We start from the raw sequence: 22737 nt of genomic DNA on the forward strand, positions 1-22737 counted from the left end.
TACGCCTCCGACGGCCGCTCAGGCCATCTTATCGGGGGTTCCACCATGACGCAGCACTTCAGTGCCATTACCGCATATGACGATGGCGATATCGACACCAATCGTTCCGCCAATCCGCATCTCAACGATCTGATCGCCGCGCGCTATTCGCGCCGTCAGACGTTGTTCGGCGGCGTCTCCGCCATGGCCACTGCCGTGTTCGGCAGCGCGGTGCTCTCCGCGTGCGGCGACAGCGACGCCGGTGAAGCCCCCAACGTCACCGTCACCGCCGGCAGCAACGCCACCACCACCTCCGGCAAGCTGGTCACGCTGACCGGCTCGGTCACCGGCCAATCGGCTGGTTCGAGCTGGACGCAAGTCAGCGGCCCGACCGTCACGCTGACCACGGTCAGCCCGACCGTCTCGACCTTTATCGCCCCCGCCGTCACCACGGCGACGCCGCTCGTCTTCCGCTTCACCGGCACCAGCGTCAGCGGCGCCGCGACGACTGCTGACACCACCGTGACGGTCAGCCCGGCAGTGCTCGGCTTCACCGCAGTGGCCAAGAACAAGGACGATATCGTCACCGTACCGGCCGGCTACACCGCCACCGTGCTGTACCGCCTGGGCGATCCGATTGCCGCCGGGGTCGCGGCGTACAAGAATGACGGTAGCGATACCGAATTCTCCAAGCGCGCCGGCGATCATCATGATGGCATGACCTATTTTGGTCTCGCCGCCACCGGCACCGCGCCTGATCCGACCAACAACAGCCGCGGCGTGTTGGTGATGAACCATGAGAACATCACCTCGGCCTATCTCCACACCGCCGGCCAGACCACCGTCGGCGGCGCCCGTCCGGAAGCCGAAGCGCTCAAGGAAATCGAATGCCACGGCGTGTCCGTTGTGGAAGTCAACCGTACCGGCGGCACCTGGAGCTATCTGCAGACCGGCGCGCTCAACCGCCGCATCACGCCGATGACGCCGATGGCGTTCAGCGGCCCGGCCAAGGGCAATGCGCAGCTCAAGACGGTTTATGCCAAGGACGGGCTCACCGGCCGCGGCACGATCAACAATTGCGCCAATGGCACGATGCCGTGGAACACGTACCTGACCAACGAAGAGAATTGGGCCGGCTATTTCCGCCGCACTGCTGGCGACGCCGCGGTGCGTATCGCCGCCGGTGCCAGCAAGGAAAACACCTCGCTCGCACGGTACGGTATCCCCGAGGGTCGCGCTGGCAACAATAACTGGGCCACGGTGGTCGCCGCCGATGCCAGCAGCACGGTGTTCACGCGCTGGAACATCACCGCCCAGGCCGGCACGGCAGCGGACGGCACCGCCGATTTCCGCCACGAAGCGTTCCAATATGGCTGGGTGGTCGAGATCGATCCGTTCAACGCCACGTCCACGCCGCGCAAGCGCACCGCGCTCGGCCGCATGAACCACGAAGGCTGCGTCATCGGCCGCACCGTCGCTGGCGTTTCGCCCGCTTTCTACATGGGCGACGATGCGCAGAACGAATATCTCTATAAGTTCGTCTCGACCGCCAAATGGGCCGCAGCGGACGCCACCAACGCCGATCGCCTGGCGATGGGCGACAAATATCTCGATGCCGGCATCCTGTACGTTGCCAAGCTCAACGCCGATGGCAGCGGCACCTGGATGCCGTTGGTGTTCGGCCAGGGCGGTCTCACCGCCGCCAGCGCGGTCTATCCCTTCGCGGACCAGGCTGATGTGTTGATCAACACGCGGCTTGCGGCCGACGTGCTCGGCGCGACCAAGATGGACCGTCCGGAATGGACCGCGGTCAATCCGGCCACTGGCGAGATGTACCTCACGCTGACCAACAACAGCTCGCGCACCGTCGCCAATACCGATGCGGCCAACCCGCGCGCCTACACCGATCCCAAGACCACCGGCGGCGCCACCAACGGCAATGCCAATGGTCATGTCATCCGCCTGCGCGAGACCGGTGACACGTCCGAAGCACTCAGCTTCAAATGGGATATCTACGCCTTCGGCGCGGGCAGCGATCTCGATGCCGCCAACATCAACCTGTCGGGCCTCGATGCGACCAACGACTTCTCCTCGCCCGATGGCCTGTGGTTCGGCCTGTCGAGCAACATCACCGGCCAGGCCGCGCCGATGATGTGGATCCAAACCGATGACGGCGCCTATACCGACGTCACCAACTGCATGATGCTCGCCGCAATCCCCGGCGTGGTCAATGACGGCACGGTCAAGACGATCACCAACACCGTCGCCGGCGCCAGCGCGACGCAGGCGACGCGCATCGGCAAGGCCCCCGGCACGGCGCTGCGCCGCTTCCTCGTTGGGCCGAAGGAATGCGAGATCACCGGCATCTTCTCGACCCCGGATGGCAAGTCGGTGTTCGTCAACATCCAGCATCCCGGCGAAGGCGGCAACGGCGCGGCGATCAGCAGCAGCTGGCCGGCCAGCCAGGCTGGCACACCCGCCACGCCGTCGCGCCCGCGTTCGGCTACGGTGGTGATCACCAAGGACGATGGCGGCGTCGTCGGCCTATAAGCGGTCGATCAGGAAAGGGGGGCGGGCGCAATCCCGCCCCCCTTTTTTGCCCAGGTGCGCCGAGCACGGTTTACCGTCATCTGGACGCAACGCAGCATCGATCGCGCCAGCGGGCTGACCGCTGCGTTTATCTAAATGGATGGTAGCTGCGCACTGGATGCTGAATCGCGTTCAGGATGACGCTATGTGCTGCGGGAGCAAATGCTCGATCCGTCCCGGTATCGGCGGAGAGCCGTCTCCACGGCGGCGATAGGCCGCGATCGCCAGTGGCGACCCGAAGCTTATTCGGCGATCAAATTCCGGCGCAGGAAATCGCGCGCGCTCGGCGATACCCAGGCGGCAGCGCCGGCCACGAAGAGGCTGGCGATCGGGACGCCCCAAACCACCAGGGCGACAAAAGCTAGTGAGTGCATCGTTGGTCTCCGGCCGATATCTCTTCAGGATCGACGAAAGAACCCATATCAGTTTTATCGTGACAATTCGATCGCAGAGGGCCAGCAATATTGCGCCGTTCGTTACAATTCGACCGGATTTGAGACAGGATTACGCGCCGACGCGACAAAGCGATGGGCGGGTTAAGGGGTGTCGTGGCGTCTAGAGTTTTAAATCCGCGTGCATATGATCAGGCGGCCCCTGACAGCGATGGAGCGATCATTGGCGACAGCTGGATCGTCGGCGGCACGAATCGCCCCGGCATTGCCGCGGACACTTTCGCCATGCCGCCGGGCATGGCGATTCGCTACGATCAGCCCGCCGCCGATCTCGCCGATTACATCACCGGCTATCACGTCTACAGCGCCGACGAGCGCCATGTCGGGCAGGTCGATTGGTTCCTGCCCGGCACCGCCAATATCCGCATCGCCATCGACGCCGGCCCGATCTCGGTCACGATCGGCCGGCGAACTTTCAGTCCGGTGCCCGAGGTCAGTCTGTTCGGGCCAACCTCCCATGCGCTGAAGGCCACCACCAATAGCGGCATCCTGATCGGCTTCGGCGTCAGCGCGCTGGGGTGGGGTCGGCTGTTCGGGCTGCAGGCGGCGGCGTTCCGCGATCGCGTCGTGCCGCTGGCCTCGGCGCTGCCGGGCGATTTCGCCACGCGGCTGCACGCCGCGCTCTATGCCAGCGACCGCCAAGGTCAGGTCGCCCTGGTGCTCGATGAGCTGCTGCGCGCTCAGCTTGGCCCGGTGCACCGCGACGCCGCGTTGATCCGCCAGCTGATGGCGATGATCGCGCAGGACGGCTCGACCGAGATCGTGCTCGCCGCCGAGCAGCTCGGCATCGAGCCGCATGCGCTGCGCCGCCTGTCGATCCGCCATTTCGGTTTTCCGCCCAAGCTGCTGCTGCGCCGGGCGCGCTTCCTGCGCTCGTTCCTGCGCATCTCCCGGCCCGATCGCACGATCGATTACGGCAAGCTCGACCAGAGCTATTTCGACGTGCCGCATTTCCTGCGCGACGCCAACACCTTCCTCGGCATGACGCCGCGGCGCTTCCTCAGCCTCAACACGCCGTTCCTCGACGCCAGCTTACGCGCACGCGCCGCCGTGCTCGGCGCCGCCACCCAGGCGCTGCACGACATCGACGCCAAAGCGGGCTGAGACGTTACGGGTCGTTTGGGATTCGTCGAGCCAGACGTGTCCCACCCGTATCCCGCTGACGCCAGCACCACCCCGGCGAACGCCGGGGCCCAGTCGCGATGGCCGATGTAGCCAAGCGCAGTCCTCGGCCACGATCGTTCCGCACTTAGGCCCCGGCGTTCGCCGGGGTGGTTAGGTGATGCGCGTCCCGCGCCGGCGAAGCGACGACACACGAAAAAGGGGGCCGCGAGCATGCTCGCGGCCCCCTTTCGGATAGTCAGTATCGGCAGATCTTACGCCGCGACGACCTGCGCCGTATCGACCTTGATGCCAGCGCCCATCGTCGAGCTGACGGCGACCTTCTGGACGTACTTGCCCTTGGCGCCCGATGGCTTGGCCTTGACGATCGCATCGACCAACGCATCGAAGTTGGCACGCAGGTCTTCCGCCGGGAAGCTGGCCTTGCCGATGCCCGAATGGATGATACCGGCCTTCTCGACGCGATATTCGATCTGGCCGCCCTTGGCCGCTTCGACCGCAGCGCCGACGTTCATCGTCACGGTGCCGAGCTTGGGGTTCGGCATCATGCCCTTCGGCCCCAGGATCTTGCCCAGGCGACCGACGATGCCCATCATGTCCGGGGTCGCGATGCAGCGATCGAAATCGATCGTGCCACCCTGGACGAGCTCCATCAGGTCTTCCGCACCGACCACGTCAGCACCAGCGGCGCGGGCTTCGTCAGCCTTGGCGCCCTTGGCGAACACGCCGACGCGCACCGTCTTGCCGGTGCCCTTGGGCAGCGTCACCACGCCGCGGACCATCTGGTCGGCGTGACGCGGATCGACGCCCAGGTTCAGCGCGACTTCGATCGTCTCGTCGAACTTGCTGGTCGCGCCCGACTTGGCCAGGGCGATCGCTTCGTCGATGCCGTGCAGCTTCTCACGATCGATCGTGATTGCCTTCTGCTTCTTGCTCTTGAATGCCATGTGCTTAGCCCTCCACCACGTCGAGGCCCATGGCCCGCGCGCTGCCTTCGATGATCTTGGTCGCAGCGACCAGATCGTTGGCGTTGAGATCCTTCATCTTTGCCGTCGCAATCTCGCCCAGCTGCGTGCGCGTGATCTTGCCGCCCGAAACTTTGCCCGGCTCCTTCGAGCCCGACTTGATGCCGGCAGCCTTCTTGATCAGGTACGATGCCGGCGGCGTCTTGGTTTCGAACGAGAACGAACGGTCGGCATACACGGTGATCACGGTCGGCAGCGGCGTGCCGACTTCCTGGTCGCCGGTCGAGGCGTTGAACGCCTTGCAGAATTCCATGATGTTCACGCCGCGCTGGCCCAAAGCGGGGCCGATCGGCGGGGAGGGGTTGGCCTTGCCTGCAGGCACCTGCAGCTTGATATAGCCGGTAATCTTTTTAGCCATGTGGCTGTCTCACTCTCTAGAGGGCGGGAGCGCGAAGCGCATCGCCCGGTTCAAGTTTAGCGGTTCAAGCGACGCCCCCGCAGAGGCGCCTCCCGCAACGATTCCATCGATGTCTCTCTGGAAGGGGGCGCGCATAGCGCAAAGCTGCCGCCGGCGCAAATATTGCCGCCATAATCGAGCCTGAGGCTAGGTGCAGGCCGGCCGACGATGCTTTGCCGCCACATTGTTACAAAAAACACCGCGCGATTGGCATTATACATATAGACACTGGCGGCCGCATGATATTACGATCATCGCAATTAGTACTACTGGAATCGGTGACCAAGCATAGCGGGGATGAGCGATATGAATGGGACTCGGGTAGGTAACAGGGTGATCGGCGCGCAGGCGCCGGTAATCGTCGGCTGGGAGAATATCCCCAAGGTCGAAGGCGGCCCGCTCAAGCAATTCATCTTCACCTGGTTCCAGCCTACGGTGCTCTTCGCGCTGCTGGCCTTTTGGTATTACGCACCCAATTCGATCGCCAAGGCATCGACCGCGATCGGCATCGGCATAGGCTTCAAGGTGCTGATGCTGGGGCTCGAATGGTTGACCCCGCGGTACGAGAGCTGGCGCCTGACGTGGAAGGAACTGACCACCGATCTGTTCTATGTCGGGCTCGGCTATACCGTGTTGCGCATGGTCGACAGCTATATTGGCGACGGCGCGATGATCGAGGCGATCCAGCACTCGTTCAATTGGGACAAGTTCGCCTGGTTCACCGGTCTGCCCTTGCTCCTGCAGGCATTCCTGATCTCGTTCGTGTTCGATTTCGGGCAATATTGGATGCATCGCGGCATGCACAATTGGCATCCTTTGTGGCTGACTCACGCGCCGCATCACTACATCACCCAGCTCAACATCAATAAGGGCGCGGTGGGCAATCCGGTCGAGCTGTTCCTGATCGGGCTCGGCATCGGCGGCTTCTTCGATTTCATGCCCCGCGCGGCCTTGCTGGCCGGCACGCTCGGCCTGGCGGTGGGCACCTATCAGCACATCAATGTGCGCTTCAATTCGCCGCGCTGGTGGCGCTTCCTGTTCAACACCACCGAACATCACAGCGTGCACCATGCGCAGGATTACGAGGCCAGCCGCAGCAATTATTCCGGCACCTGGATCATCATCGATCGGATGTTCGGCACCGCTGTCGATGGCGAGGCGGAACTGCTCGGTATGGAAGGCGGCCGCCGCATGTCGATCCGCGAGACGATGGTCTATCCCTTCACCGAGGGGTGGAAATCATTCACTGCGCGCTTCGCCAAGCACAACGACCAGCCGATCGCCCTGCCGGCCGAATAAGGTTGGCCATGCCGGCCATCTGATCTCCCCGTTCGTCATGCCAGGCGCCGCCACCCAAGAGCGGCCCGGCCTGAGCCTGCCGCCACCCGGCAGGGAGAGGTTTTCTCACCCAAGGAGGTCATGTGAACCTGCGTTTCATCGATTGGATCTGGCACGTGCGGGGCAGCGTTGCGCTGGCGCCCGCGCAATCGAGCGACGAGGCGTTCGACCGGCTCGACCCCTTGTTCCGCCAGCCCGGCACCAGCCACGACCGCACCGATGGCACGTTGGTCTTCACCAAGAAGGATCAAGCCGCGCAGGACAAGATGTCGATCTTCGACGCCGGCGTGCTGCAGGTCGAGCCGCGCGCCGCCGGCCCCGTGCTGCGCTACGACATGACCAGCCGGATCATGCTGTTCTGCTTCATCGCGCCGTTCCTGTTCCTGGCCGTGGCGCAACTGACCGTGTTCGTCGGCAACCTCGAAAAGGCCTCGAGCGACGCCGCGCCCAAAAAGCCTGAGAAGAAGGACAAGGTCGTCACGCTGAACCCGATCGACAAATTCCTCGGCGCGCCCGCGCCCGATCCGCCCAAGAAGAAGGGCAAGGACAAAGACAAGGATAAAGACAAGGACGACAAGAAGCGTTCGCCCACGCCGGCCTATGTCTTCGCCGCGATCTTCGCCACGCTCTACGTCGTCGGCCGCCTGCTCGAAGTCCGGCTGGTCAAAACCCTGTTCCGGAACCGCCTGCGCGGCGCCTAGCCGCGCGCGCGATCAGCGTAGCGCCGTCGCCAACGCAGCGATCGATTTGGCGGCCGGGCTGTCGTCATACGTGCCGATACTGTCGGGATCGACCTGCCAGCCCCCGGCACCGCCGAGCAGCACGATCGCGGTGCTGAACGCCGCATTGGGCGAGGAGACGCGGTAGATCAATCCGATCCGCGGCGTCGCGCCGGCCGGCGGTAATGCGCCTGCATCGATCAGCGCGCCGCAGGTATAGGTGTCGCTGTCACCGCTGCCGATCGTCGCGATGCGCTGCCCGCCGATCGTCACCCCGCACGACGCATCGCTGAGCCCGCTCTTGGCGTCGAGCTTCCACGGCGTCAGCGCGACGCTGGTGCCGTCGCTCAGCCGCACCGTCCGCACCGCGCCATCGACGCTACCGGCCGGGGCCGGGGCCGGGGCAGGGACAATCGCCGGCGTCGCTGTTGGCGCGACCCCCGCAGGCGTCGCGGCCGGCTCGCGCGCCGCCGTTGGCACGCTGGCTGGCGCATCGCACGCGCCCAGCGTCAGCGTCAGCGCCACCATGCTACGGCACAGCAACGCCCGGCTCATCGCGCCGTCGCCGGGCGTGGGCGGGGCAGCGGCACGCGCGGCGGCGGCGCCAGCCGCTCATAGGCGCGGCGCATCTTGCCGTCATAATCGTTCTCGGCATAGCGCGGGCCATTATAGCGGCGCGCGAACTCGGCCCAGTCCTTCTGCTGGATCGCCCGCTTCATCCCCGCATTTGCCCCGACGAACGCGACGAAGGCGCGCAAATGGTTGGCGCGCGACTGCATCATACCGGTGACGAACGCCGCGACCGTCGCATAGCCGGCATCAACATGGTTCTCGCCGAGGATCTGGAACAGCCCCCAGGAGGCCGACTTCAACGCCGCGGTTTCGTCGAGCATCGCCGCGCGGCGCAGCCGCTCATGTTGCTGCCGCGACGCGCCGTAGCCGCCATAGCGCGGGTGCGACAGATCGGGATGCGTGCCGCTGAACCGGCCGCCGGTATGCGTGGCGAACTTGTGCCGTTCGAACAGGATCACGGGCCGGCCCTCAAAGTCCCACGGGGAATCTTTCGCCTCGGTATCGGCGACCGCGCGGATCGCGGCAACCTCGCAGTTCAGGTCGCGCGCGGCGGTCTCGAAATCGGCTTCGGTCAGCGCATCGTTGGGATGCGCCCAGCACATCGGCACGAAGATGCGGTGCTGCAGCGGCGGTATCGCGTCGCGCTCAAGCGCGGTCATCGTATAGCCGCGCGGCGAGACGATCCCGTCCGGCGTCTTCAGCGCCGCCCCCTCGCGCTGGAACGCCACGATCGCCGTGGCGGTGGCGGGGTCGAACGTCCCGCTCGGTGCCGGCGCCTGCTGCCCGCCGATCCAGCGCCGATGGCGGGCAAGCGCTTGTTGCACGAGCAACACGTCGGCGGCGACATTGGGCTGGCCGGGGCCAACGGGCTGGGCAATCCGTGTCATAAGCGCCGTCTCCGTGCTGCCAGAGCATGCGTTCGAGTCCGCGAGCGCCAGGATAAACCGCCCGATCGACAAGTAAAGTACCCCGCCCGCGGTGGCGCAAGTAGCTCCGCGGCCAAGCATTCCCGAAGTAGAGCGCAAGTAATATAATCGTGGACTCTCAACCACCTGCTAAAAAACCGATACGCGGCTGCAATGAACGCTTGCGTTGCGGCCTGATCGCGATGATATTGTAGGAGTAAATAAGAGCATGTCCGACGCTGGGGCGGGGGCAATGCTTGAGATAGGGGGGATGAAATGACTGCGACGTTTGCGAACCTGTGCTCGACTTCCATAATCGCGATGGGCTTGTTGGCGATGCCGGCCGCTGCGCAGACGGCCGCTGCCGACGACCCGCAGGATCAGGCGGATAGCGAGATCGAAATCGTCGTCACGGGCATTCGCCGCAGCGTCGAGAGTGCGCTCGAGGTCAAGCGCGAGTCGTCACAGATTTCCGACTCGATCATCGCCGAGGATATCGGCAAGTTGCCCGACAATACCGTGACCGAAGCGCTCCAGCGCGTCACCGGCGTGCAAATCTCCCGCGCCGCCGGCGAAGGCAATACCACGCTGATCCGCGGCCTGCCCAACATCGTCACCACCTTGAACGGCCGCAACGTGTTCACCACCACCGGGCGCGGCATCGCGCTGCAGGATATTCCCGCCGATCTGCTCAAGCGCGTCGATGTCTACAAGACGCCGCTGCCGGAAAATATCAGCGGCGGCATTGCCGGCGGGATCAACGTCGAATTGCGCCGCCCGCTCGATTTCAAGCCCGGCCTGATCGTCTCGGCCAGCGGCCGCATGGTTTATAGCGACGAAGCGGGCCGCGCCGATCCGATCCTCAGCGCGGTGATCAGCAACCGCTGGAAGCTCGGCGATGGCGAGATCGGCATCATGCTCGCAGCGTCGCGCCAGGCGCGCCATTATCAGGAAAACAACACCTTCAACGGCACCTATGATCTGGTCGCCGATCCCGGCGGCTCGGGCACGAACGTGTTGCGGCCGTTCGTCATCGGCGGGATCTACAATGTCGGCTATCGCCAGCGCGATTCCTATAACGGCTCGCTGCAATGGGCGCCGTCGGACCGGTTGAGCTTCCACGTCGATGCCTTCCTGATCAACTTCAAGAACGACAATCAGCTCAACTTCTGGATTCCCTTGCCCGGGCTGGTCGGCACCAACGTCTCCACCACGATCAAGCCCGGCAGCAACGTGCTGCAGACGATCAGTGGCGGCCAGCGCATCGCGGACGGCGTGGTCACCGGCGACCGCGTGTTCACGCTGACCAGCAACCAGGCCTTTGCCAACCGGTCCAAGACCTATCAGATCGCCGGCGGCAGCACATGGCAACCGACTGAGCAGGTCACCGTCCGCGGCGATTTCGCCTATACCCGCAGCACCGCGGCCAATCGGGGCGCCATCCTCGATACCGCGTTCGACGCGCCGTTTATCAGCATCGATCTCGATCGCAACGGCGCGTCCAGCGCGATCGTCACGAACGCCGATGGCACGCCCTTCGACGTGACCAATCCCGCCAATTTCCGCCTCAATCAATTTTTCGACCAGCGTAACGAGCAGCAGGGCGAGGAATATGCCGGCATGGCCGATATTGAATATCGGCCCGAGGGTAGCTTCCTATCGTCGCTCAAGGCAGGACTGCGTTACGCCAAGCGCGACGCCTATAACCAGGCTGCCAACGGCGGCGGCGTCGGGTTCAGTGGCGCGGCCGTGTTCCTGAATGATCCGCGTCTGGCCGGTATCGTCGATGTCTCGCCGGACAATCTGCTCGACGGCATCGCCACCGTCGACACGACACGCTTCTTCGTCGCCAATCGCGAATATCTGCTCGGCCAGACCGACATCATCCGCGGTCTGTTCGGCCTGCCGGCGGGGGCCCCGCCCGATGCCGTGACCAACAATTTCTCGGACGAGGAAAAGTCGCTCGCCGGCTTCGCTCAGGCCGGCTTCAAGCTCGATGCCGGGGGCATCGGGATCGATGGCCTGGTCGGCCTCCGCGTCGAGCGCACCACATCCTCGCTCAATGGCTTCACCACCACGTCGAACGGCACCACCGTCACCACCACGCCGATCGCGATCGACAAGACTGACACGGAATATCTGCCCAGCGCCAATATCCGCTTCAAGCTCGCGTCGGACGTATACCTGCGCTTCGCCGCGGCGCGCACGGTGACCCGGCCCAATTTCGCCGATCTCGTCCCCGGCCTGACGCTCACCGCGCCCGGGCCGACGCTGCCCGGCGCCGGCACCGGCGGCAATCCGTTCCTCGATAACATCAAGGCGGACGCCTATGATGCCTCGCTCGAATGGTATTTCCATCGCAGTTCGCTGCTCTCGGCGGCGGTGTTCCGGCACGATATCCAGGGCTATGTCGTGCGCCAGAGCGTCGACGAATTCTATCCCAACGCAGCGGGCGACCCGCAGCGTTTCTCCGTCAACCGGCCGTTCAGCTCGGGCAGCGGGCGGCTGCAAGGCGTCGAGCTTGGGCTGACCCACTTCTTCGATTATCTGCCCGGCGCGCTGTCCGGCTTCGGCGTGCAGCTCAACGGCACCTATATCGACGGCAAGCTCAACGGCCTGATCGAGCGCACCACGCCGTTCCCGCTCGTCTCGAAATATGCCTACAACGCTATCCTGATCTATGAAAAAGGCGGCTTTTCCTCGCGCCTCGCGTACAACTGGCGCGACAAATATTTTGCCTCGTTCAGCGAATTTCAGAATGTCGCCAGCAACAATCTGCCTTCGGTGATCCAGGCCAAGGTCGGCTATCTCGATTATTCGGCAAGCTACCGCGTCAACGAAAACTTCCTGCTCTCGTTCGACGCTACCAATCTGCTCAAGACCAAACTGCAGAACTATTTCGGCGGCCCCGGCAACGATCATCCCGAACTGTATCCGCGCGATATCGTCGCCACCGATCGCACCTTCTCGATCGGCGTCCGGCTGAGTTATTGAGCGCTTGGCCGGGGGCCGCGGGCGCGCGCCTTGGCAGGCTTGCAATGTTGGATTTCATTTGCTCCGCTCCGGGCCGTCATGCCGCGCCCCTTCAACCGCGCCCAGGCGTTGCAGAACGCCGCCTTCCTGGCCGAGCTGCGCCGCACCGGCAACGTGCGCGACGCCGCCCGCACTTTGGGCGTCCACCGCGCCACCTTCACCAAACGCCGCGCCAAACATCCCCCTTTCGCCGCCGACTGGGACGCTGCTCTGGTCATCGCCAGTGCCATCCTGAAATCCCCCTCCCGCGTGCGAACGTCGGGTCGGTCATGCTCCCGGCATGACCTGAACGATGCGGGGCATCGGTCATCCGACGCTGGGTTAGGGGAGGGCCTGTCATCAAATGGCGCCCCCGCAACAGCCAACGAACCCCGCCCCACCCGCACCAGATCCGGCCGGCTCCAGCTCCGTCGCGCGCAGCCCCGCCGCCTCACTCGCGCCGCCGAACAGGCCTTCCTCTTCGCGCTCGCCGCCACCGCCAACATCCGCCTGTCCGCCGCCGCAGCGGGCTTCACTCACAGCGCCTTCTATCAGCGCCGCAAGCATAGCCCCGCTTTTGCCCGCGAATGGCATTTGGCGCTCGAACAAGGCTATGGCCGTGTCGAGGAGGCGTTGCTCGCCAGTCTCACTCCGCACGCTTATGTCGACGACGCCTGGCGCCACAACGATCCGCCCGACATGCCCCAAATGACGCCCAGCCAGCAGCTGCAATTGCTGTACCTCCACCAGAAGGAAGCCCGGCTCCTGGCCGAGCCGCCGCATTTCAAGCGCCGCCGCGGCGAATCCAGCGAGGTCTATGCCTATCGCCTGGCCACGATGTGCCGTGCCAGGCAGGAGCAGGACCGCCAGGCATTCCTGGTAGCGGAAGCGGCGCGCGCGGAAACGGCACGCTCGCCGCACGAACCGCCTGCGCCGGTGCTCCCGGTGCTGGACCAGGTGACCGGGTGGAGCAAGGCGAGCGGGCGCGCCGCGCATGATGCGGGCAGGGCGTTGTTTGGGGGGTGGCGGCTCGGGGATGGGAAGAACGGGTGAGAGGGCAATAGCGGTGCTTGCCCGGCAGCTGACGAACAGGATTCGCGTAAAACGCGCTCGTTAGCGGCCGTTCCGGCAAGCGTCGGTGCACGCTGCCGCCATCTTCACCACCTGTTATTGGATTGGCAGCATAGCGGGCGCAAAGGAGATGGACCCTGGACCATCGGTCAACTCCCCGACTGCAAAGAAAACAGCGGGACCTGATTCTGGCGATGCTGTGCGCGGCGGCCCTGAGCATTTTCTGTGTCGCGGTTAACGCGTTCGAGCACTTCACCGCATTCGCCGTCCGGCACGAGGCATGGCAGATCGACGAGGCAGTCATCGTCCTGCTGTTCGCGGGCGCGTCGTTCCTTGTCCTGTTCGCGCGACGCTCCAACGAACTGCATAAGGAGGTCTCGCTACGGTCCGAGGAACTGATCCGTGCGGCGGCGGCGGCCGACCGCTCGGCGGCGTTGGTCGGCGAAGCCGAGGCGCTGTTCAAGGGCATCTTCGAGAGTTCGCCCGATGTGAACATCGTTTACGATCTGGCCGGCAACACGTTTCTCCTCAACACGATGAACGAGGCGGCGGAACGATCGCTGGGGATCACGGTCGCCGAGGCGCGCGGCAAGGCGCTGCGGGACTTGTTCCCAACCCCACGGGCCCAGCGCGCGCAGCAGAATATGCAAGAGGCGATCGCGCTGGGCGAGGGGCGGCACACGGCCGAAGAGCGCACCCCGTCGGGGGACGACGTCACCTACGATGTCAGGGTGGTGCCGCTGCAGAACGAAGCCGGCAATACCTGCCGCGTGTTTGTCGGCAAGCGCGACGTTAGCGAGTTGAAGCGGGCGGAAGTGGCCGCGCTGCAGGCCAACGTGCTGATGCACACCGCCGAGAAGATTGCGCATATGGGCTATTGCACGCTCGACCTGATCACGCAGGAGATGACCTGGTCGAACGAGCTGTGGAACATCCTCGAGCTCGATCCGCACCACGACGTCCCCAGCGTCGACCAACTCACCGGCCGTCGCCACCCCGACGACAGCGTCCAGGCAGCGCAGGTCATGGCGGAGGCGGTGGCCAGTGGCGCGCATGATTATGAGAGCAGCTATCGTCTGCTGTTGCCCAGCGGCACGATCCGCCACATTCTCGCGCGGGGCACGATCCGCCGCGAAGGCGGCGTCGCGGTCAGCGTGTTCGGCGTGCTGCTCGACGTATCGGAGCTCAGGCGCGCCGAGGAAAACGCGCGCGAGAGCGACCTGCGCTACCGTCTGATGGCGGAGAATTCGAGCGATCTCATCGTCACCAGCGATCTTGGAGGCCGCGCGACGTTCGTTTCGCCCTCGTCTGTCGCGGTCACCGGCTATACCAGCGAGGATCGACTTGGCCATCGGCCGGTCAACATTGCCCACCCCGACGATATCGCGGCGTTGCTGGCGACCTTTAACAGGCTGAAGGACGGCGCGACCGGGGAACGGGTCCGTTGGCGCATGCGCCACAAGACCCAGGAGCGCTGGATCTGGGCGGAATCGAGTCCGGCGCTGCTGCGCGACCCTGTGACCCAGGCGGTTACCGGATATCTCGACGTGGTTCGGGATGTCACCGCGCAGAAGGAGCAGGAGGATGCGCTGGCCGCAGCCAAGCTCGCGGCCGAAGAGGCGATGCACTCCAAGGAGCATTTCCTGGCCAATATGAGCCACGAGCTGCGCACCCCGCTCAACAGCATCATCGGCTTTTCCCGCCTGCTCAACGATAGCGGCGGTCTCGCTCCCGAAGTCCGGCGTCGGGTCGGGCTGGTGCACAGCGCCGGACTGGCGCTGCACGCGGTGATCGACAATGTGCTCGATTTCTCCAAGCTCGAGGCGGACAAGCTCGTGCTCGATTGTAGCGCGTTCAACGTCGAGGCATTTTTTACCAACACCGTATCGTTGCTGGAGCCGCAGGCGGCGACACGCGATGTTCGCCTGCAGCTCGATGTCGATCCGCACCTGCCCGCCAGGCTCTGCGCGGATTCGGGGCGGCTGCGCCAGGTCATGCTCAACCTGCTGTCGAACGCGGTGAAGTTCACCGAGAACGGCTCGGTCACCACCAAGATCATGCTGGTCGAGCGTCAGGAATGCGCGGCGCGCCTGCGCGTCGAAGTCATCGATACCGGTAGCGGGATCGCCGAAGACAAGCTGCCGATGCTCTTCAATCGCTTCGTCCAGGCCAGCGCTTCGGTGTCGCGCTATTATGGCGGGACCGGGCTCGGCCTGGCCATATCGCGGCAGCTCGTGTCGCTGATGGGCGGCGAGATTGGCGTCACCAGCGAACTCGGCACCGGATCGACCTTCTGGTTCGAACTCACGCTCCCCATCGCCGATGCACTCGATCCCAGTGAATCCGACGCGACCGCCCCGCGCGCCTTGTCTCTGACGGGCAAGCGCATCCTGATCGTCGATGACGTCGATCTCAACCGGGAATTGATGCTCGCCGTACTGTCCAAATATGGCTGCGAGGTCGCCGTGGCGGAAGACGGCGTGGAAGCGCTCAAGGCAATCGATCAGCAAAGCTTCGACCTCGTGCTGATGGACTGCCAGATGCCGGTGATGGACGGTTTTGTCGCCACGCAGGCCATTCGCCAACAAACCGGGCCGGCGGCGACGATGCCGATCGTCGCACTGACGGCGAGTGCGCAACCCGAGCATTTGGCTCGCTGCCACGCGGCCGGCATGAACGAACACCTGACCAAGCCGCTTAACCCGCACGCTTTGGAGGACGTGCTGCGGCGCTATCTCGGCGATCGGGCCAAGGACGAACCCCCGCCCGAACCCGCGATGGCGCCGCCGGCCGCGCCATCGCTGCGCGAGCGCTACACCATCAGGCGGACGGCGATGCTTACAGCGCTCGAGGCGATGATCCGCGCCGGGCGTTTTACCGACGGGGAAGTGAGCGACGTGGCCGCCTTGGCGCACAATCTGGCCGGCACTGCGGGCATGTTCGGCCAGGCCGACCTGGGCGACGCGGCGGCGGCGCTCGAAGCGGGGATCGAGCAATGGCTGCCGGCGGAACGCGCGCGACGGATCCGCGAGTCGTCCGAGACGATGGACCAACTTGCGCACAGAGGCGCCTGAGCCGCGCGCCCAACGCCAGATCGGCTGATCGAAGTCTAAGCGGATGTAAAAGTCGACAATATTGTCGAGGCGCTTGCGACATGATCCTACGGATACTAGTAATTTCAAGAATTCGAATTTTTTCGTATTCTTGGGGGGCATATGAAACAATCAGCGCTATCGACACTTGCTTTACTATTGTTGCTCAGCGCATGCGGCGGTGGCGGAGGATCAACCGGCGGCGGCGCGGGGGGCACGACGCCGGCACCTACCCCCGCCCCGACACCTACCCCCACGCCGACGCCCACACCCACCCCCACTCCTACGCCGACACCAACGCCGACGACCACTCTTCCTCCGACGCCGATCGTTGCCGACGCCAATTGGTCCACCTTTCAGCGCGATCCCGCGCATACAGGCTATGTTCGGGCCAGTTTCGCGGCGGCCAGCTTTACTGATGCTTGGACCATCGCGACGCCAAATCCGCCTAGCGAGGTTGCGGCACGATCGGGCAGCGTGTTCTACAATGTCGTGCAGGCGGATGGCCATGTTTACACACGCGCCATTTCGACGGCGAACGGGTCTGCGATCTGGGGATTCGATCTGGGCGCGGGCGGATTTGGCTACAATGCCCACCCATTCGGCCCATCTTATGCCAATAATCGGATCGCATCCATGACACCGAATTCGACGTCAACCGCTTCCCCCCTGCAGGTGATCAGCGCGACCACCGGCGGGTATATCAGCACGCCGACCTATGACGCACAGTTCAGTAACGGCAGCGTTTTGACACCGGTGGGTGATGAGCTGTTCTTTGCCGCGGGCTACTATGGCAACGTCGTATACAACGCGAACGCCGCCACCGGCGACAGACTGTGGCGCACCGAGGCGGTCGGTCAATATGGTGGCTATGTCATGCAAGGCGAAAGCGTCGCCGTAGACCAAAATTATGTCTATTTCTTCAAAGCTGGCTCGCTGGTGGTGCTCACCCGAAGCGGCGTAGTGGTTAAATCCATACAGAACCCATTCTTTTCGAAGAACGGATTAAGCTACTCTGGTGAGTATGTCGGCGCGCCCATGCTTGATGAAAACGGCCACATATTTACCTTCACGGATAATTATTCGCGCGGTGACTCGCTTCCAATTGCGGCCTTTTCGATTGGCAGCGACAAGCCGTTGTGGCGTACGGGCTACAGTTATACCGGCCAACCCGCCGTTCGCGGCGACCGGCTTTACGCCGTTCGTTCCTCCAGTACGATCGTCGACCTGATAGACGTGTCGACCGGTCTGTTGGCCGGTTCAATCGACGTTGGCGAGCCCGGCAATCTTACGAGTAACGTGGTGGTGTCCAACAGCCATTTGTTCGTGTCGAGCGCTACCACCACGTTTGCGGTCGACTTGGGCAAGAGCAACTTCCCGGTCGTATGGAAGACGTCATACGGCGGCTCCCTGGCCGTTACGCCAGACAATTACCTGATTATTTCTACCGCGACCGGGCTGCATGCCGTTAAGCTGAAATGATGCCTGCGGGGATACAGCGGCCGCTTGATACAGGGACAAATTGAGCATGGCGTTAAATCCGCGGAGTGACATTCTTCCCGAATACAACAGATCCTGCCCCCGTCGCCGCATGTGCCCCGTTACCGGCATCTGCGGGGGCGGGGGCGGCCACGGCGCGGCAGGCTTGGGTTTCCATCACCACGCGGATGGAGTGGATACCACAGCATTGCCCTAATAGGTCGGGGGGGTGGGCGTTGCCTCGCGGTAGGCGTGGGCAAAAGCACGCGCCATGGCGTCGGACAGGTTCGGCGGGGCCGACCCGCCGTCCGGTCGAGAGCATCGGGTGAAACAGCCTCCGGCTGTTTCAGTCCATCCGGGGGACGGACGACCCGATTCTGTCTCAAGATTAGCTTTCGCTAATCGGGTGCGATCGCCAAATAAGGAGCAGCCTTACTTGGCGCGCTCGACCTGTTCGAATTCCAGTTCCACCGGCGTCGCACGCCCAAAGATCGACACCGAAACCTTGACCCGGCTGCGGTCGAAATCGAGTTCCTCGACGATGCCGTTGAAGCTCGCGAAGGGGCCGTCCAGCACCTTTACCGAATCGCCGATCTCGTAATCGACCTTCATCTTCTGCTTCGGCGCCGCGGCAGCTTCTTCCTTGCTGTTGAGCATGCGCGCGGCCTCGGCCTCGCTGATCGGCTGGGGCTTGCCCATGCTGCCGAGGAAGCCGGTCACCTTCGGCGTGTTCTTGACCAAGTGATAGACGTCGTCGTTCATGTTCAGCTTGGCCAGCACATAGCCCGGCATGAACTTGCGCTCGACCGCGATCTTCTTGCCGCGGCGGGCTTCGGTGATCGTCTCGGTCGGGACTTCGATCTGCTCGACCAGTTGCTCGAGCCCCATGCGGGTCGCTTCGGCCATGATCGCGTCGCGGACCTTGCCCTCGAAGCCGGAATAAGCGTGAATGATGTACCAGCGCGACATGATCTCAACCCTTGGTAGCGAGCGACAGCAGTAGCTTGACGATCCCGTCGAACATCTTGTCGATGCCGAAGAAGAAGATCGCCAGGATCGTCGTCATGATCATCACCATCACGGCGGTCATCACGGTTTCCTTGCGGCTCGGCCAGACGACCTTCTTGGTCTCGGCCTGGACCTGACGGATGAACTCGATCGGTGTCGTTTTCGCCACGTGCTGTAACCCGTTTCTAAAAATGCCGCATGCACAAGGGGCAGAGACCGCCAACCGGTTCCGCGAGGGGCGGGAACCGGCGAAAGTCTCATCCTCGCTATCGGATGGGTCATGCATCTAGCGATGTGGCGCGGCGAACGCAAGCGCAGGGTCACGGCGGGCAAGTGGCCGGCCATCGCGATAAGATTCGAACGTCCTGGCGGAAGAACAGGCTGGGCCGCCCGCCCGCGCGCCTCAGCCGATACGCCGGATGCCGAGCTTGCGCACGGTCGCCGCACGCCGCCATCGCCGTGCACCGAAGTGCTGGCGGGGCCGCGAGGCCGTTTCAGAACCGCGCGTCAGGCCATGTAGAACGATAGTAATCGATACTGCGTTGCCGCTGCTCCTTCACCATGACATGCTACGCTCGGGGATCGGCCAGATATCGGCCGGATGTCGCAGGGGGAGGGCAGGTTGAGTAACCATCGCAAGCCGATGCAGGAGCGGTCTCGCAGGACCTACGAGCTGTTGCTGGGGGCGGCAGAAACGTTGCTCGAAGAGGTCGGGGTCGAGCGCATTTCGTCCAATCTGATCGTCCAGCGCGCGGGCCTGACCGCGCCGGCTTTCTATCGCTATTTCGACGACAAATATGCTGTGATCGAGGCGCTGGCGGAACGGCTGATGCAGCGCCAGAACGAAGCGTTGACCCGCTGGGTCGAGCGCTATCGCGACGCCGGCTACGACGTGCTGGTCGATCATATCGGCGATCTCGTGCGGGAGATGGATGCGATCACGGGGCAGCAGCCGGGGGCGATCTGGATCATGCGCGCGTTGCGGGCCGTGCCGCGGCTCGCGCACGTGCGGCTTGCCTCGCATCACTTCGTGACCGATCTGATGACCGACATCTACATGCCGTACCTGCCCGGCGTGCCGCGCGATCGCGTGCGCCGGCGCACGCGGCTGGCGGTCGAGATCGCCTATTCGGTCGATGAGATGCTCAAGGAAGATGGCGACGCGCGCGAAGCGGTGTTCGAAGATCTGACCTATGTCTTCCGATCGCTATATTATCACCCCGATCTCGCCAAGGCGCCCCCCGCGGCCGCTGGCGGCGCGGCGGTCGCCGTCGCGCCGTCGATCGAGGCTTGAACAACTATTTCCCGATTGTCATAAAAACGATATCAACAACTACCATAGGCCCCTCCGACACAAATCTGTTGGGGCGCATAATGATCCATTCTCTCGTTCACCGGTCGGCGCTGGTCGCCACCTTATTGGCCAGCACCGCGATCACCACGCCGGCTTTCGCGCAGCAGAGCCAGGCTGATGCCGCCACGACGCCGGCGGTGGCGCTGGACGATGCTCAGGGTAGCGACGGCGATGACATCATCGTCACCGGTCGCGCCGGCACGTCGCGCCAGCGCAAGGTCGAAACGAGCTACGCGATCTCGACCATCTCGGACGAGGATCTGCGCATTCGCGCGCCGATCGGCGTCGCCGAAGCGCTCAAGCAGGTGCCTGGTTTCTACAGCGCCCCGACCTCGGGTGAAGTCTCCGGCGGGGTGCGCGTGCGCGGCATTCCGAGCGACGGCTATCAGACCGTCGCGCTGCTCGAGGACGGCATCCCGGTGCAGGGCGATCCCGGCCTGGGCTGGCTAAACGGCGACCAGTCGTTGCGCGTCGATCAGAGCGTCGAGCGGATCGAAGTCGTGCGGGGTGGCCCGTCGGCGATCTTCTATTCCAACGCGCCGGGCGCCGCGATCAACTTCATCACGCGCAAGGGCGGCGATACGCTCGAGGCGCTCGCCCGCTATGAAGTGTCGAGCTACGATTCGCATCGCCTCGACGGTTGGATCGGCGGGCCGATCGGCGCGACCGGCTGGAACTTCTTCACCGGTGGCTATTACCGCCTGTCGGATGGCCCGCACAATTCCGGCTACCGCCAGGATGAGGGCGGCCAGATCCGCCTCAATGTCTCGAAAGACTTCGACCGCGGCGGGGTCACCTTCGGGATCAAACGGATCGACGAGCGCGTCGGCTATTGGGGCGGCGGCATCTATGCCGGCAATGCCGCTGGCGAGCCGACCAATGTCGCCGGCCTCGACAACAAGGTCGACAATGTCGTCGGTCCCTACACGCGCTATTTCGACTTCCTCACCCCGGGTGGCACGGTCGGTTTCGACAATGGTGTCGGTAGCACCGTCAAGCTGACCCAGCTCAGCTTCCAGGGACATTACGACATTTCGGATGCGTTCAAGATCGAACAGAATGTGCGCTATCGGGAGAGCTGGACGCAGCGCAACAGCGTGACGCCGTACAGCGTCGCCGCGGCCAGCGCGTTCCTCGCCAGCACGTACGGCAAGGCGGTGGGCACGGGTCAGTCGCTCGGCCTGTTCTATCGCGACAGCGGTGCGGCATTCGATCTCGCCGGCCAGAACGGCAACGGCCTGGCGCTCGTGGATCTGGCGCGCACGCACACCGTGCCGCTCGATGAATTCATCACCGACACGCGTTTTGTCGGCAAGGTGCATCTGCTCGGTACGCACAATTTGGCGCTCGGCGTCTATTATGCGCGTGAAGACGAAAGCTATCAGGCGCTAAGCGCGGCTGTGCTGACCGACGTCACGGACCATGCGAAGGTGCTCGACGCCTATCTGCTGGCCGCCAACGGCAGCAAGCTGTACAAGTTCACCGACAATGGTGTGGTCCAATATGGCGCGGAATACGCCAATGCCAGCGGCACCTCCGACAATATCGCGGTCTATGGCAGCGACGAATGGCAGATCACCGACAAGTTCCGGCTCGAGGGCGGCGTCCGCTACGAACAGATCAAGACGCAGGGGCAGGTCGAGGGCACCAAGAAAGTCAATCTTGGCCAGAGCGCCACGTCGGCGGATGACTCGGTCGGGGTGGGCACGGGGGTATTCACGCCATTCTCGCGCAAATATGATCATGTCGGCTGGACGGCGGCGGCCAATTATCAGGTCCGGCCGTTCTTCGGGGCGTTCGTCCGCTATACCGATACGTTCCGTCTGCCGTCCGTCTCAAGCTTCATCACCAACGCCAATGCGAGCCCGGTCGTGCAGACGCTCAACATGACCGAGGGGGGCATCAAATATTCGCGCGGTAAGGTCGATCTGTATGCGACCGGCTTCCGCACGATCTACAACAGCTATGCGATCAGCGATTATCAGCGGCTCGCCTCTGGCTTGTTGTCGCCGGTGACGGTCTATGGCGACACCAAGACGGTGGGTGCCGAAATCGAAGGCATCTGGCGCCCGACCGACTGGTTCGATCTGCACGCGTCGTGGACCTGGCAGCGGAACCGCTTCAGCAAATTCGTCTACACCAACAGCGCCGGCGTGCTGACCGATTATTCGCATAACCGGGTTATCGGCGTTCCCGACAACACGTTCCGCATCACGCCCGGCGTCACGCTGTTCGACAGCAAGGTGCGGTTGCAGTCTGACATCAATCATGTCGGCTCGATCTATACCGACGTCGCCAATCAGATTCGGCTGCCGGCATATTGGTCGGTCGATCTTAGCGCGCAATTCACCATCACGCCCAAGCTGCAATTCGGCCTGATCGTCGCCAACGTCACTAACGCGTTCGGTCTGGTCAACGGCAATCCGCGCGCGGGCACGATCGACAATACGGAGGCCGGTCAGTCGGTCTACATTGGCAGTTCGCTGTACCAGCGCAACTTCCGCGGTTCGCTCACCTACCGCTTCTGATCCGGCCGGGGCGCGGCATGCGAGGGCATGCCGCGCCCCGCCTTATGCTTCGAAAGGACCTTGTTGTGCGCGTTCGTCTCTCTCTGCTGGCGCT

The 22737-nt window shown here is 63.9% G+C and carries 17 protein-coding genes; 10 read left to right on the top strand and 7 right to left on the bottom strand.

Going from position 1 to position 22737, the window contains the following annotated elements; all coding sequences use genetic code 11:
• Positions 1–45: 45 nt before the first annotated feature.
• Positions 46–2529 carry a PhoX family protein gene (locus tag U1739_RS12460; protein ID WP_332708489.1) on the top strand — a complete coding sequence of 828 codons (2484 nt, stop codon included), beginning with the start codon at positions 46–48 and terminating at the stop codon, positions 2527–2529.
• Positions 2530–2810: 281 nt separating this feature from the next.
• Here U1739_RS12460 and U1739_RS12465 read toward each other — a convergent pair whose 3' ends face one another.
• Positions 2811–2942, bottom strand: a complete 132-nt coding sequence (locus U1739_RS12465; RefSeq protein ID WP_332708491.1) for a hypothetical protein — start codon at positions 2940–2942, stop codon at positions 2811–2813.
• Positions 2943–3116: 174 nt separating this feature from the next.
• Here U1739_RS12465 and U1739_RS12470 point away from each other — a divergent pair, with 174 nt between their 5' ends.
• On the top strand, positions 3117–4124 hold the full coding sequence (locus tag U1739_RS12470; protein ID WP_332708493.1) for a hypothetical protein: 1008 nt from the start codon (positions 3117–3119) through the stop codon (positions 4122–4124).
• A gap of 272 nt (positions 4125–4396) precedes the next feature.
• Here U1739_RS12470 and rplA read toward each other — a convergent pair whose 3' ends face one another.
• Positions 4397–5089, bottom strand: coding sequence for a 50S ribosomal protein L1 (gene rplA, locus U1739_RS12475; protein WP_332708495.1), 693 nt, complete (start codon positions 5087–5089; stop codon positions 4397–4399).
• Positions 5090–5093: 4 nt separating this feature from the next.
• On the bottom strand, positions 5094–5525 hold the full coding sequence (gene rplK, locus U1739_RS12480) for a 50S ribosomal protein L11 (RefSeq protein WP_332708497.1): 432 nt from the start codon (positions 5523–5525) through the stop codon (positions 5094–5096).
• Positions 5526–5870: 345 nt separating this feature from the next.
• On the opposite strand from rplK, the gene U1739_RS12485 reads away from it, so the two are divergent.
• Both U1739_RS12485 and U1739_RS12490 read left to right on the top strand, forming a co-directional pair.
• Complete coding sequence (locus tag U1739_RS12485; protein ID WP_332708727.1) at positions 5871–6863, top strand: sterol desaturase family protein; 993 nt, start codon at positions 5871–5873, stop codon at positions 6861–6863.
• 122 nt (positions 6864–6985) lie between these two features.
• Complete coding sequence (locus tag U1739_RS12490; RefSeq protein WP_332708499.1) at positions 6986–7603, top strand: hypothetical protein; 618 nt, start codon at positions 6986–6988, stop codon at positions 7601–7603.
• A gap of 12 nt (positions 7604–7615) precedes the next feature.
• Here the strand turns inward: U1739_RS12490 and U1739_RS12495 are convergent, their stop codons facing one another.
• Positions 7616–8176 (bottom strand): hypothetical protein, encoded by a 561-nt coding sequence (locus tag U1739_RS12495; RefSeq protein WP_332708501.1) that lies wholly within the window; start codon positions 8174–8176, stop codon positions 7616–7618.
• On the bottom strand, positions 8173–9081 hold the full coding sequence (locus U1739_RS12500; RefSeq protein WP_332708503.1) for an N-acetylmuramidase domain-containing protein: 909 nt from the start codon (positions 9079–9081) through the stop codon (positions 8173–8175). Before U1739_RS12500 ends, U1739_RS12495 begins: the two co-directional genes overlap by 4 nt.
• A 294-nt stretch (positions 9082–9375) precedes the next feature.
• On the opposite strand from U1739_RS12500, the gene U1739_RS12505 reads away from it, so the two are divergent.
• The 4 genes from U1739_RS12505 (at position 9376) to U1739_RS12520 (ending at position 17756) form a co-directional block, all read left to right on the top strand.
• A complete protein-coding gene (locus U1739_RS12505) occupies positions 9376–12093 on the top strand; it encodes a TonB-dependent receptor (RefSeq protein WP_332708505.1) in 2718 nt (905 codons plus the stop codon).
• Positions 12094–12171: 78 nt separating this feature from the next.
• On the top strand, positions 12172–13164 hold the full coding sequence (locus U1739_RS12510) for a hypothetical protein (protein ID WP_332708507.1): 993 nt from the start codon (positions 12172–12174) through the stop codon (positions 13162–13164).
• A gap of 212 nt (positions 13165–13376) precedes the next feature.
• Positions 13377–16256 carry a PAS domain-containing sensor histidine kinase gene (locus tag U1739_RS12515; RefSeq protein ID WP_332708509.1) on the top strand — a complete coding sequence of 960 codons (2880 nt, stop codon included), beginning with the start codon at positions 13377–13379 and terminating at the stop codon, positions 16254–16256.
• A 141-nt stretch (positions 16257–16397) separates the two neighbouring features.
• Positions 16398–17756 (top strand): outer membrane protein assembly factor BamB family protein, encoded by a 1359-nt coding sequence (locus tag U1739_RS12520; protein ID WP_332708511.1) that lies wholly within the window; start codon positions 16398–16400, stop codon positions 17754–17756.
• A 429-nt stretch (positions 17757–18185) separates the two neighbouring features.
• On the opposite strand, the gene nusG is transcribed toward U1739_RS12520, so the two are convergent.
• The gene (gene nusG, locus U1739_RS12525) at positions 18186–18722 is read right to left on the bottom strand and encodes a transcription termination/antitermination protein NusG (RefSeq protein WP_332708513.1); all 537 of its coding nucleotides are present in this window, start codon (positions 18720–18722) and stop codon (positions 18186–18188) included.
• 4 nt (positions 18723–18726) lie between these two features.
• Entirely contained in the window at positions 18727–18930 is a 204-nt protein-coding gene (gene secE, locus U1739_RS12530) for a preprotein translocase subunit SecE (RefSeq protein WP_332708515.1), read from the bottom strand.
• A gap of 453 nt (positions 18931–19383) precedes the next feature.
• On the opposite strand from secE, the gene U1739_RS12535 reads away from it, so the two are divergent.
• Both U1739_RS12535 and U1739_RS12540 read left to right on the top strand, forming a co-directional pair.
• A complete protein-coding gene (locus U1739_RS12535; RefSeq protein WP_332708517.1) occupies positions 19384–20055 on the top strand; it encodes a TetR/AcrR family transcriptional regulator in 672 nt (223 codons plus the stop codon).
• An 80-nt stretch (positions 20056–20135) separates the two neighbouring features.
• A complete protein-coding gene (locus U1739_RS12540; RefSeq protein ID WP_332708519.1) occupies positions 20136–22643 on the top strand; it encodes a TonB-dependent receptor in 2508 nt (835 codons plus the stop codon).
• Positions 22644–22737: the final 94 nt, after the last annotated feature.

This window comes from Parasphingomonas puruogangriensis, assembly GCF_036663635.1.
In the GTDB taxonomy this organism is placed as follows: Bacteria; Pseudomonadota; Alphaproteobacteria; order Sphingomonadales; family Sphingomonadaceae; genus Sphingomonas.